The 13,041-nt window shown below is 61.7% G+C and carries 7 protein-coding genes; 3 read left to right on the top strand and 4 right to left on the bottom strand.

The features are described 5' to 3' along the window. Nucleotides 1–106: 106 nt before the first annotated feature. The 4 genes from BLT65_RS18695 to BLT65_RS18680 form a co-directional block, all read right to left on the bottom strand. Nucleotides 107–673 carry a TetR/AcrR family transcriptional regulator gene (locus BLT65_RS18695; RefSeq protein WP_007739687.1) on the bottom strand — a complete coding sequence of 189 codons (567 nt, stop codon included), beginning with the start codon at nt 671–673 and terminating at the stop codon, nt 107–109. 174 nt (nt 674–847) lie between these two features. Further along, nucleotides 848–1,498, bottom strand: coding sequence for an ureidoglycolate lyase (locus tag BLT65_RS18690; RefSeq protein WP_091779782.1), 651 nt, complete (start codon nt 1,496–1,498; stop codon nt 848–850). 181 nt (nt 1,499–1,679) lie between these two features. Next, nucleotides 1,680–2,909 (bottom strand): MFS transporter, encoded by a 1,230-nt coding sequence (locus BLT65_RS18685; RefSeq protein ID WP_091779780.1) that lies wholly within the window; start codon nt 2,907–2,909, stop codon nt 1,680–1,682. 221 nt (nt 2,910–3,130) lie between these two features. Further along, on the bottom strand, nt 3,131–4,240 hold the full coding sequence (locus BLT65_RS18680) for an alkene reductase (RefSeq protein ID WP_091779778.1): 1,110 nt from the start codon (nt 4,238–4,240) through the stop codon (nt 3,131–3,133). A gap of 324 nt (nt 4,241–4,564) precedes the next feature. On the opposite strand from BLT65_RS18680, the gene BLT65_RS18675 reads away from it, so the two are divergent. The 3 genes from BLT65_RS18675 to BLT65_RS18665 all read left to right on the top strand — a co-directional run bounded on the left by BLT65_RS18675 (nt 4,565) and on the right by BLT65_RS18665 (nt 13,001). Continuing rightward, complete coding sequence (locus BLT65_RS18675; protein WP_091779776.1) at nt 4,565–5,554, top strand: zinc-dependent alcohol dehydrogenase family protein; 990 nt, start codon at nt 4,565–4,567, stop codon at nt 5,552–5,554. Between the two features lie 45 nt (nt 5,555–5,599). Beyond that, nucleotides 5,600–6,718 (top strand): Gfo/Idh/MocA family protein, encoded by a 1,119-nt coding sequence (locus tag BLT65_RS18670; RefSeq protein ID WP_091779774.1) that lies wholly within the window; start codon nt 5,600–5,602, stop codon nt 6,716–6,718. A gap of 694 nt (nt 6,719–7,412) precedes the next feature. Then, nucleotides 7,413–13,001 carry a discoidin domain-containing protein gene (locus tag BLT65_RS18665; RefSeq protein ID WP_244186527.1) on the top strand — a complete coding sequence of 1,863 codons (5,589 nt, stop codon included), beginning with the start codon at nt 7,413–7,415 and terminating at the stop codon, nt 12,999–13,001. Nucleotides 13,002–13,041: the final 40 nt, after the last annotated feature.

The raw sequence follows: 13,041 nt of genomic DNA, 5'->3' as shown, positions 1-13,041 counted from the left end.
CCGCTGTGTTTCAACGACATCTCTCTCTACATCCGCTATTTATCTACTAGAAGATAGATAACCGGGTCCAACAAAAGGCGGTCTACAGCAACCGCCTCGAATACCGTTACTTCGAAACCTTCCATGAAGCCTCGACATCTTCCAGCCGAGCCTTCGTCCTGAACAGCCGGCTTGCCAGCACGCTGCCCTGGTAAGCGGCGTACAGCGCTCGCGCCGCGTTTTCGGGCTTGCCGTTGACGTGCAACGTGCGCTCCTTGACGCCTTGAGCCAGTACCTTCGCGAGCCAGCTTTCGTTGGCCTTGAAGAATGCCTGCACGGCTGTGCGCACGTTATCGGGCAATGCCTCGATATCCGCGGCGAGCATGCCGCACAGGCAGATCTGGTCGCCTTCGCCAAGGGTTCTGCCGAACAGCTTCGTGTACTTGCCGAGCTTCTGATCCGCCGGAAGAGAAGACTCAATGGAACCGAGCGCGCCGAGTATCTCGTTGCTGTACTGGCTGACGGCTTCGAGCACCAGGTCGTCTTTCGACGGGAAGTAATAATGGATGCTCGAAGTCTTCACCCCAACCAGCTCCGACAGATCGCGGTAGCTAAACCCGTTGTAGCCGCGCAGCATCATCAACGTGATGGCGTGCTCCAGAATCTGATCGCGAACGGTAGTGGTCGGTTCCATGGGTTGAACTTTATCTACTACTAGATAGACAGTCAAGCACTTTTTTAGCGGGTTCATGAAGGGTTCCGTCGACGTGCTGACGCGTTCGCTCCATCGACGTTGCGGGCGGTCGTCTGGTCTTCCAGTACACCGGTGGTTCGTCGCGAACCGCCCGCTCGATCTAGCGTTCAAGCCTTACGGATAGACGATAGGCGCTTCGAGCAGACAACCGAACTCTCGCGCGAACTCGACCGACACGCGTGCATGAACCGCGCCCTGCTCGTCGAAGAAGCGCTGTGTCCCGCCAAGTGTGAACACGCCTTCGTGCCAGATGTTCGGATGAATATAAAGCCCCTGCCGGCCATCGAAGCGAAAGCACACGAACTTCTCGGGTGTCACATCGTCGCCGGGCAAGGCCAGCGGAACATAGAACGGCCGGTGATCGAGAGGGAAGAACAACTGTCCGCCGTCCGGGTGGTAGTTCGCGTGCCAGAGCAGCATGCGTTCGGGCGGCGCGGCGTTGTCTTCGCGCGCTTCGTCAGGCTCTGTCGCGTACGCCAGGACATAGTGACCGCCCACCGCCTCGTTGCGACCGTAGAGGATGTCGCCGCGCCATTCGCTGACGAAGACGCCTTTCGTCGTCCCCGCCTCGTCGCCCGTGCCGGGATCGATCGGCCTCGATCCCATCGCGGGCCATTGCACGATTTCGACCTGGCATTCGTTCGGGTCGTCTACGAGCCTGCCATAGCCGTCGAGTGTCGCCGGGGTCGCGTCGACGACGGGCATGGTCACGCGCCGAAGCCCCTCAGGTAGCGCCGGGTTCAGATAGTCGATCGGTGTGGACATCGTCAAAGCCTTTCAGGAGTCGGAGTAGTGGGGCATTGCGCGAAGATGATACTCGAACACTGTTTCGCCTGATTCCTGGTGCAAGATTTCTTTGCGCGCAAACAGTCGTGATAGCCCCGACACACACACCTCATTCAAACGAGCGACCGGCCGAAGAACAATCGTGCGGCGGGAAAGGCACTCATTCTTCGAGCACGCTTACCAATGTGCGCCGTGTCGTTGCGAACGATGCGAGCACCGCAAGCCCCAATGCCGACAGCAGCACGCCAAGATGCATCGCGCCTGTTGCACCCGCGTGATCGACAGCCACGCCGCCCGCAAGCGAACCCGCGGCGATGGCGGTCTGCACGGCGCTGACGAACAGCGCCGATGCGGCTTCCGGTTGCTTCGGCGAAGTCATCTGCATCCACACGCTCAGGCCCAGCGGAATCGCGCCGTAGGCGATGCCCCAAGCGAGCACACCAGCGACGACCGCGCCGTGCGTGTGCGCAAACGCAGGGAGCGCTACGAGCGCCACCATCACGAGCGCAGTCATCGCGAACAGCGACAGCCGCGGATGCGATGTCACGAACGCCGACGCGACGAAGTTCGACATGAAGCCGACGATGCCGAAGCCGAGCAGCAGCGCCGTCACCCATGTTGCGCCGAGCGACGCGTTGTCTTCCAGAAAGGGCGCGATATACGTGTACGCGCAGAAGTGGGCACCAAACAGCAAGGCAACGAGCAGCAGGCTGCGCATCACCGTCCCGCGCGTGAGCATGCGGCCGAAGTCGGCGAGGCGAGCAGCCGCGCGCGGCGGCAGATCGGGCAGCAGCGTCGCCTGCATCAGCAGCGCTGCGAGCGCGAGTGCGGCCGTCGCGAAGAACGAGACGCGCCACGACGACAGTTCGGCAATGAATGTCCCGAGCGGCACGCCGATGACCGTCGCGAGCGTGATGCCCATGAAGATCGTCGCACTGGCTTTGGCGCTTTCTTCTTCCGCGACGATCTGTCCGGAGACGCCGAGTGCGACGGTCCAGAATCCGCCAAGGCTGATGCCGAGCAACGCGCGTCCAACAAGCATCGTCGCGAAGTTGGTTGCGAGCGCTGCGACGAGGTTAGACGCGACCAGCGCGACCGACAGCAACAGCAGAATCGAGCGCCGGTTCAGGCGACCCGCGGCGAGCAGCAGCATCGGCGCGGAGATGGCCGCGATGAGTCCGGGCGTGGTCGTCATCAGACCTGCCGTGCCGGGCGTGACGCCGAGGTCTGCGGCGATCTTCGGCAGTACGCCGACGGGCAGATATTCCGTCGTCACGAAAGCGAACGAGCCGAGCGCGATGGAGAACACCGCGAGCCAGCGTCGATGGCTCGTGGTGGATGATGACAATATGGGCGCATCGGCGAGCGACGCGGATTGATCGGTGCTCATGTGAAAAGCTCCAGCAAACGGGCAGCCATCGACGCGCGCGAAGCGGATCGTGCGTGGCGGCTGCGAAGTGCAATGAGAAGAAAACTGAGGAAATGAAGAGGCAGGGTCAATTGAGGCAATTGACGCGCACTATCGGTGGCGATTGACGCCGGAAGCGACCATGCGTGGACGCATGATCGCTTCCGGCTGCGCTACGAATCAGTTGTTACAGCCCCCACATCTCACGCTGCGACAGCGGCCTCGTCGTGGAATGCATAGTCGGTGTAACCCACGTCCGTGCCACCGAAAAACGTCGCGCGGTCGTACGGGGTCAGCGGCAGACCTTTGCGCAGCCGCTCCGGCAGGTCCGGATTCGCGATGAAATGGCGTCCGAATGCAACGAGATCGGCATCGCCCGATTGCAGGATTGCTTCGGCGCTTTTGCCGTCGAAGCCGCCCGCCGCGATGATCGGCCCATGAAAATGCGCACGCAGCGACTTCGCGGCGACGGGTTGCTGGTCTCGCGCTTCGTCCTCGACGTTGCCCGCGATGCGCGGCTCGATCAGATGCAGATACGCAATGCCAAGTTTGTCGAGTTCGTCGGCCACATACGTGAACAACGCTTCCGGGTTGCTGTCGGACATGTCGCCCCACGAGCCGCTCGGTCCGAGACGCACTGCAACCTTGTTCGCGCCCCACACGGAAATCACGGCACGCGTCGCATCGAGCAGCAAGCGAGCGCGGTTGGCGATCGAGCCGCCATACTCGTCCGTGCGCTTGTTGCTGCCGTCCTGCAGGAACTGATCGAACAGATAGCCGTTCGCGCCGTGCAATTCAACGCCGTCGAAGCCTGCCTTCACGCCGCGCTCGGCGGCCGCGCGGAAGCTCTCGACGATGCCCGCGATTTCAGCCGTTTCCAACGCGCGGTTCGGCGTGTTGGGGACCCAGCCCGCTTCCGTGTACGCGACGCCGCCGTGCGGCACTTCGGAAGGTCCGACGGGGCGGCCGCCATCGGGCTGCAACTGTGCATTCGATTGACGGCCCGCGTGATAAAGCTGAAGAAAGATCTTGCCGCCTTTCGCATGCACCGCATTGGTGACGGCTTTCCAGCCGGCGATCTGGCTGTCGTCGTACAGGCCGGGTGCGCCGAGATAGCCATTGCCGTTCGGCGCGGCGATCGTGGCTTCGCCGATCAGAAGCGCTCCCTGCGACGTACGCTGCGCATAGTATTCAGCCATCAGCGGGCCGGGGCGCGCGCCGCTTTCGGCACGCATGCGGGTGAGGGGGGCGAGGACCACGCGGTGCGCGATGTCGTGCGAACCGACCGTGACTTTCGAAAACAGTTTGGACATTTCAATCTCCACAATCCAGTGATTCAGGGAAGCTGCTGCGCAATGCCGGTGATCGGCGACGCTTGACGCTAATGTAGATGCGGGGATGCGCCAGAAAAACAGCCCATGGGTTCGCTCACTTTGGACACCTGTGTCCGCAATCGCTCGAGCGTTGCTGCACGGGGCTTCGCCCGTCGAAAAGGGGATTGTTGGCGGCAAAAGAACAGTGATGTCGGCGATGCCGCATTTATCCTGCAAAGGGCGATTCCGATAATCCGAACCACTTGAAGGGGCGTTTCGTTTCGAGGCGCCTGTAATGAATGGATTGAACGAAAGGAACGAGTCATGGCTAAAGTCATTACCTTCGCGCAGCACGGCGGTCCCGAGGTTTTCGAGTACACGGAAATCGGCACGCCCGAACCTGGCGCTAACGAAGTGCGTATTCGTGTGAAGGCCATCGGCCTGAATCGCGCGGAGTCGATGTGGCGACGCGGCGAGTATGTCGAGGCGGCGAAGCTTCCCGCGCGGGTCGGTTATGAAGCGTCCGGCGTGGTGGATGCCGTTGGTGCGAACGTCACGCATGTGGCCGTTGGCGATAACGTCAGTACGGTGCCTTCGTTTTCGATGAACGATTACGGCGTGTACGGCGAACTTGTGCTGGCGCCCGCGCACGCTGTCGTGAAGAGTCCCGCGTGGCTTTCGCACGAAGACGCGGTGGCGATCTGGAACGTGTTCATCACGCCCTACGCTGCATTCACGGAAAACGAACGAGTCAAACCTGGCGATGTCGTGCTGATTCCCGCGGCGTCGAGCGGGGTGGGCATCGGCGCGATTCAGGTGGCGAAGCGTCTGGGCGCGACGGCCGTCGCGCTCACCCGAACGCGTGAGAAACGCGACGCGCTTGTCGCGCTCGGAGCCGACCACATAATCGTCACCGACGAAGAAGATCTCGTCGAAGCAGTGCAACGCATCACCGAGGGACGCGGCGCGGACCTCGTATTTGATCCTGTCGGCGGCAAGACCTTTGCGCGTCTGATCGACGCGACGCGGCCCGGCGGCACGATCCTGCTCTATGGCGCGTTGAGTCCCGACGACACCGTATTGCCCGTGTTGCCGCTACTCTATAAGCGCATCACCGTGCATGGATACAACCTCTTTTCGACGACCACGGACGCGCAACGCCAGGCCGACGCAGCGGCGTTCATCTTCGACGGATTGCAGTCGGGCGCGCTCAAGACGGTAATCGCGCATCGCTTTGCGTTCGAGCAGATCGCGCAGGCGCATACGGTGCTCGAACGCAACGAGCACTTTGGACGCATCGTGGTGTCGGTGTGACACGCGTGCCATCACCGTCTGTCATTCACTGGAGAATTCAGAATCATGGAAGCATCGCTTAATGTGCCATTGCGCGTTGGCGTGATCGGCGTCGGCAACTGGGCGAGGCACGGTCATTTGCGCGTGCTCGATCTGTTGCCGCAATACACGCTGCAAGCTATCTATAGCCATCGGCGCGAAGCCGCCGAAGCAGCGGCACGCGAATATCGGATCGGCCGCGTGGCTGAGTCGATCGACGAACTCGTCGAAAGTCCCGACATCGATCTCGTGGTCGTGCTGAACACAGCGCCGCAGCATGCGCAGACGGTCAAGCGTGTGATCGCCGCGGGCAAGCATGTGTACTGCGAATGGCCGTTGACGACCACGCTCGCTGAATCAGAAGAACTTTTGCGACTGGCCGAGGAACGCGGCGTGCGTCATGTCGTCGGCTTGCAAAGGCGTCTTGCGCCGCATAACCGCTATGTGCGCGACCTGATTCAGCAAGGTTACGTCGGCGAACTGCGTTCGGTACGCATGCATGTGAGCATGAACTACTTTCAGGCGACGCGTTCGCGCGCGCTCGAATGGACCGTTCCGTTGGAGAACTTTTCATCTGTTGTTTCGATCTATGGCGGACACTTTCTCGACATGCTCTTTTCGGGAACCGGCTGGCCTGTTTCCATCGCGGCACTTACGCCTAACCAGTTTCCGTCGGTGACGATTCGGGAGACAGGTGTTTCGATACCGACATCGACACCCGATCAACTCGTACTCGCCGGCATGTTGAACGACAGGGCGGTGGTGTCCGTTCATATCGAAGGCGGCAAGCGCAACGGCTCAGGCGTGCAGATCGACATCACCGGGACCGAAGGCGATTTGCGGATCACGAACGCATCGGCTTTCGGCGATGTGGGCGACGACTATGCAATCTTCGGCGCGCACGGCGACAAGCAGCCGCTCGAACCGCTTGAAGTGCCTACAAGCTATTTGCGCCTTCCGGAATCGGATCTGCCTTCCGCCGTATTGGAGCTGGCCGAACTCTATTGGGCTTATGCGCACGACGTGACGAATGGCACGCGCACTGCACCGACTTTCGCGGATGCGGTGCATATGCATCATCTTATCGAGAGCGCACAGAGATCTTTTCTCTCGCGTGAGTTCGCGCAGTTGAATCCCACAATGTAGTTCGCGATTGAAACGGTCGGGTAATGTTGCCCACTATGCAACATGGTGTTGCCTACAATGTTCTTGCATTAGAAATTTGATGAATGTCTAATGCCCGACCGGATGAGTGGCTGTGAGCGGACTGAAAGCTTGTGCTAAATGGAAACTGATTTGAGAACTTTCCATTAGGTGACAGGCTTGGACTTTTGTTGCTCATTTGAAATTGTTCGTAACATCACCGTCATAAAACTAAAGAAAAATGCTGCGCCAACGCCAGGTTCGATCAGAGCACTAGCCATAGCACTGGAACGGGGAACCTCACATTCCATGCGATGCCGATCGGAATCGGGCACCAGGTACTAGAAGAAATAGATCACTACAACTATCACCTTAAGATGAAAAATTAAATAGTGGGATTGGGGCGTCTTTAGACGAGCGTAATCAAATCGAAGAGCAAACGTTTGCCTGGCATTTGAAACGTTCGGCAAAAAATTGAAAAGTGGCGAAGTCGTACTCACCGGTGCAGCAGGCGCATCTCGCGCTAAGGCACCGGCGAGCGCGCGTGCTCGCGCATCGATAACGTTGCGCGAAACGGCGCGAGCGTAAAGCCACATCTATTCAAAGAAAGACCGGGAAGAACGACAAGGAAACCATAATGCGCTATCGCGTTCGGTTGTTTACGGGGCAGCTTGCATGCTGTTTAGTAGTACTTTGGATGATGTTGCTTTGCGTTGCGACTCACGCTGTCGCGAGCGAAGCGCTTCCACCATCCAATCACATCAGGATCAATCTGGGCGCGACGCCCTGGAAGTACGTCAAGGACAATGACGACGCCAACGCGATGCAGCCGGGTTTCAACGACTCGGGCTGGGCGCAGGTTGGCGTCCCGCAGACGCCGTCGGACAACGACACCTTCCTTAACTGGAAGTCGGGTGGCGACCAGGGATATTTGACGGGCAACATCAACTGGTACCGCAAGCACTTCACGCTCGATCCGTCCTTTGCGAACCGCAAGATCTATATCGAGTTCGAGGGCGCGCATACGGGTGCGCAGGTCTATATCAACGGGACGTTGATTCGCGGCAATAGTCAGATCAACAAGGACGCGACGCACGTGCTCGGGTTCATTCCGTTCATCGTCGATATCACGAACTATGTGAAATTCGACGGCACGGACAATGTACTGGCCGTGAAGGTTGCGCGTGGCGACAAGTTCTTCGAGTCGCCCGATTTCGCGGGCGCATTCCGTTTCGGCCAGGACGATACGGGCCTGTTCCGCCCCGTGTGGATGCACATCACGGACCGGGTACACATTCCCGAGAACATCTACGCCGTGCTCAATACGTGGGGCACGTATGTCGCGACGGTCACGGCGAGCACGTCGTCGGCGACGATCCGTGTGCAGACCAATGTACTCAACGAGTACTCGACCGACCAGAAGGTGACGTTGACGACGCAGATCGTCGACGCGGGCGGCACCGTGGTGGTAACTGCGCAGGATACGCGCACCGTGCCCGCCAACGTGCAGCCGGGCTTGCAGCCCACCTTGTTCGATCAGGTGATGACGGTTCCCAATCCGAACCTCTGGTATCCGAACAACAGCATCTACGGCAAGCCGTATCTGTACCGCGTGATTCACTCCGTCAGCATCGACGGTGTGGTCGTCGATACGACGGAGAGCCCGCTCGGTATCCGCACGATCACGTGGGACCAGAACTTCCCGATCATCAACGGACACCCGCACTATCTGTGGGGCGCTTCGGGCCGTTACGACTATCCGGCGCTCGGCTCGGCCGTGCCGCCTGAACTCCAATGGAAAGACCTGAACCTGCTCGCACAGGCGGGCGGCAGTCTGTACCGTCCGGGCCATTCGAGCCAGGGCCGTGATTTTCTCGACGCCGCCGACGCCTACGGCGTGATGATGGTCCAGCCGAGCGGCGAAGGCGAGGGCGGCTTCGCCGTCATCTGCACGGCGGAGACGGCTGCCGGCGTCAAGTGCATGACGCAGAACAACGTCACGCTGAAGACCGAACTGCATCGCGACATGATCGTTCATGATCGCAACCATCCGTCCGTGCTCGCGTGGGAAGCCGATAACGGCGCAACCGACACGGCATTCGCGCAATCGCTGAAGGCGCTGTCGCAGGTGTGGGACCCGATCAATACGCGCGCCCAGGCCGACCGCACGCCGAATCCGAACAACGGCGACATTCTCGGCTGCAGCGGCAACGGCTGCGACATCAACGTCAAGAAGGACTACCCGAATTCACCCGCGTGGGGCTCGGAGTATTGGGGCGACGGCGTCGGTCGATGGAAATACGACTTCGAACTGGCGTTCGCCGTCAAATATCTGAAGACCTGGGTGGAGAGCGTAGCGGGCAAGTCGTTTGGTATTGCGCACTGGTATCTGGCCGATACGCCGGGCGAAATCAACACGCAGACCGACGGAATCGCGCCGGAGGCCGTGCGTGGCAATGGCGCGTCGATGATGGACGCGAACCGTCTTCCGCGCCTGATCTACTACATCTATCAGGCGGCGTGGACGCCGTTCGAGATCAAGCCCGTGGTCAAGCTCGCGCACACGTGGAACCGCGCCGGCACCGTGACCGTCAATGCGTTCAGCAACTGTCCGGCGGTGCGGCTGCGCCTCAATGGCGAACTGATTGGCGGCGACCAGGTGCCGAATCCGACGTCGATGGATCCGACCGATCTGACGCAGAACACGACGACCCTGCCGACGCAGGTTCACTGGGACAACATCAAGTGGGCGCCGGGCACGCTGACGGCGGAGTGTCTCGACAACAACCGCCAGGTTGCAGCGTATGACTCGCTGGTGACGGCAGGCCCGGCCGACCATATCCTGTTGACGGTCGAACCCGAACTCGTCAAGCCGAGCGGCGAATCGTTCGCGCTGACCGCGAACGGCACGGATGCCGCCGTCATCACGGCGACGGTCGTCGACGCGAACAACATTCGCGTGCCGGATGCATCGCAGACCCTGACGTTCAGCGTGAGCGGCCCCGGCACCTATCGCGGCGGCTCCGACCATGACGTGACGCCGAACCAGCCGCTGTCGTATCACGCGCCGGGCGACCCGAACCTGTCGGTCGAAGGCGGCGTGACGCGCATCGCGGTCAAGACGCAATTCACGCCTGGTGCTGTCACGGTCACGGCCACATCGCCCGGCCTCGGCAGCGGCACGGCGACGTTCAACGTCGTGCCGACCAACGCGCAGCAGACCTTCAACGGCAATGCGCTCGTGGTCGGTCCGCAGCCGCCCAGCGCGCTGAAGATCATCACGCAACCGGCCGATCAGATCGTCACGCAAGGGCAGAGCGGGCAGTTCTACGTGCTGTCGGCAGGCGCGGCGCCCATCAGCTATCAATGGATGAAGAACGGCGCGGCCATTCCGGGCGCGACCGGCTACACGTACACGACGCCCGCTGTGCAATCGGTCGACAACGGCGTCACCTACAGCGTCGCCGTGCGCAACGCCAACAGCAGCGTCACGTCACGTGAGGCAAACTTGAAGGTCGTGCAACCGGCTGCGCCGACCATCACCACGCAACCGCTGTCGCTGAGCATCACCAGCGGACAGAGCGCGGAATTCACCGTGGTCGCGGCCGGTTCGCCCGCGCTGTCGTATCAGTGGCTGAAGAATGACGTGGCCATTCCCGGCGCGAACCAGCCCGTGTATGACACGCCCGCGACGCAAACGTCGGATAGCGGCTCGGTCTACAAAGCCGTCGTGACCAACAGCGCGGGTACGGTCACGTCGGCGGACGCAACGCTGACGGTGAGCGTCGCGACGCCGCCCGTCATCGTGTCGCAACCGCACAGCCAGAGCGTGCCGTTTGGTCAGAGCGTGACCTTCAACGTGCTCGCGAGCGGCTCGGCTCCGCTGAAGTATCAATGGACCAAGGATGGCAAGCCGTACGGCACGAACTCGGCAAGCATCGTGATTGCGTCGGCGCAGGGCAGCGATGGCGGCAACTACGCCGTCACGATCACCAACAGCGCAGGCAGCGTCACCAGCGACCCGGCCACGTTGACGGTGAGCGGCGCGGACAACAGCAACCTCGCGCTCAACGCGAAGGCGATGTCGAGCAGCGACCAGAACGGCGGCCTGACGGCGCAGAACGCGGTGGACGGCTCGGTCGCGTCGCGCTGGTCGTCGGCGCCGGAGATCGATCCTTCGTGGATCACCGTCGATCTCGGCTCCATCCAGACCTTCAACAAGGTCGTGCTGATGTGGGAGAACGCGGCTGCGTCGGCCTACAAGCTTCAGGTATCGAACGACAACAGCAACTGGACGAACGTTCTGCCTAACGACCAGATCATCGCGGGTCACGGCGGCACGGAAACGACGGTGTTCCCGAGCACGTCGGCGCGCTATGTTCGCATGCTCGGCTTGCAACGCGCGACGCAGTACGGCTATTCGCTGTTCGAGTTCCAGGTGTTCGACGCGCCGCAATGCGGCAGCGAGACCGAGCGCTTCACGTTGCTGGGCGCGAAGCCGGGCACGTGGACTTCGACGATCGCAGGTCTGCCGTCGGGCCCGTATGTGCCGAACGTGAAGGACAACGTCAGCGGCCTTGTGTGGCAGCAGTACTACACGACGTTCCCGAACCAGGGCGCGCAGTTCACGCAGACGGTCGCGAAGCAGTATTGCGCTGCTATCGGCATGCGCCTGCCGACGCAGAACGAAGCATTGACGGTGGCTCGCTCGAACTTCGCGTCGTGCGCGTTCCCGGCTCCGTGGGGCACGTGGACCACGACGGGTGTGCCGAATGCGTCGACGCAGGCGTATCTCGCGTTCTCGTCGGGTCAGTCGGTTCCCGGCATCATCGACAACACGCCGGGCTGGTCGCTGTGCGTCTCGGGCAATTCGGCCGATGCGCCCATCATCTCGGCGCAACCGGCGAGCGTGAAGGTCAGCGAAGGGCAGGCAGCGCAGTTTTCGGTGGGCGTGACGGGCACGGGTCCGTTCAGCTTCCAGTGGATGCGCGGCACGACGGTGGTGGCGATCACGACCAACCCGACGTACACGACGCCGCCGACCACGGTGGCAGCCGACAACGGCGCCGCGTATAGCGTTGTCGTCAGCAACGGCGGCGGCAGCGCGACGAGCGCGACGGCGATCCTGACCGTGACCGCGGCAACAGGCGGCGACGGCGGTAACGGCGGCGATGGTGGTAACGGTGGTGATGGTGGCAATGGCGGCGACGGTGGCGATGGTGGCAATGGCGGCGTGCCGAGTGCCAACCTCGCGCGCGGCAAGGTCGCGACGTCGAGCGGCGTGCAGGACGACGGCTATGCACCCAAGAATGCTGTCGACGGCAACCTCGGCTCGCGCTGGTCGTCGGACTTCAATGACGACGCATGGATCACGGTCGATCTCGGCCAGCAGACGCAATTCGACCGCGTCGTGCTGAACTGGGAGAACGCTTACGGTAAGGCCTATCTGCTTCAGGCGTCGAACGATAACCAGACGTGGACGAACATCATCCCGCAACGTGCCGGCGCGGGCGGTGTCGAGGATATTTCGCTGCCTGTCACGAATGCACGCTATGTCCGCATGCAGGGTGTCAAGCGCGCGTCGCAGTACGGTTATTCGCTGTTCGAGTTCGAGGTCTACAACTCGGCGGCGACGCCGAAGCTGACGGTCACGGCGAGCAGCAGCGCCAACGGCACGATCAGCCCGTCGGGTGCAGTCGGCGTGATCCAGGGCGGCTCGCAGACCTTCACGGCGCTGCCGGCAGCCGGCTACGGCGTGGGTTCGATGACCGTGGATGGCAAGAACCTCGGCGTGCAGTCGACGTACACGTTCACCAACGTCATCGCGGAGCACAGCATCAGCGTGAACTTCGTGCCGTTGTCGGCAAGCGTGAATCTGGCGCAGAACCGGCCGGCCACGTCGAGCGGCGACGAGAACGACAACACGCCGCCCACGTTGGCTGTGGACGGCAACACGGGCACGCGCTGGTCGTCGAAGTTCATCGACCCGTCGTGGATCGCGATCGATCTCGGCTCGGAGCAGACCTTCAACCGCGTGGTGCTGAACTGGGAGAACGCGCACGCGATTGCGTATCAGATCCAGACCTCGCACGACAACGTCGACTGGTCGAACACCGTCTACACGACGACGGACAGCAAGGGCGGCGTGGAAGACCTGTCGTTCCCGGCTACGACCGCGCGTTACGTGCGTCTCTACGGCACGAAGCGCTCGACGGACTACGGCTACTCGCTGTTCGAGTTCGGCGTGTACAACAACGTCTCGTCGACGCAGCGCGCGCGTCAGTAACGCGCACGCCGTTTTAGCAACGTTGATGGACGCCCGCCTG

The sequence above is a fragment of the Paraburkholderia steynii genome, assembly GCF_900100565.1.
GTDB classification, from domain to species: domain Bacteria; phylum Pseudomonadota; class Gammaproteobacteria; order Burkholderiales; family Burkholderiaceae; genus Paraburkholderia; species Paraburkholderia terrae.
This window is presented reverse-complemented; position numbering and strand designations above follow the sequence as displayed.

What these genes read in the sequence shown, in the direction of transcription:
- BLT65_RS18690 (WP_091779782.1), bottom strand. Translation starts at nt 1,498, where the DNA reads ATGTCCACACCGATCGACTATCTGAACCCGGCGCTACCTGAGGGGCTT.
- BLT65_RS18665 (WP_244186527.1), top strand. Translation starts at nt 7,413, where the DNA reads ATGATGTTGCTTTGCGTTGCGACTCACGCTGTCGCGAGCGAAGCGCTT.
- BLT65_RS18695 (WP_007739687.1), bottom strand. Translation starts at nt 673, where the DNA reads ATGGAACCGACCACTACCGTTCGCGATCAGATTCTGGAGCACGCCATC.
- BLT65_RS18680 (WP_091779778.1), bottom strand. Translation starts at nt 4,240, where the DNA reads ATGTCCAAACTGTTTTCGAAAGTCACGGTCGGTTCGCACGACATCGCG.
- BLT65_RS18675 (WP_091779776.1), top strand. Translation starts at nt 4,565, where the DNA reads ATGGCTAAAGTCATTACCTTCGCGCAGCACGGCGGTCCCGAGGTTTTC.
- BLT65_RS18685 (WP_091779780.1), bottom strand. Translation starts at nt 2,909, where the DNA reads ATGAGCACCGATCAATCCGCGTCGCTCGCCGATGCGCCCATATTGTCA.
- BLT65_RS18670 (WP_091779774.1), top strand. Translation starts at nt 5,600, where the DNA reads ATGGAAGCATCGCTTAATGTGCCATTGCGCGTTGGCGTGATCGGCGTC.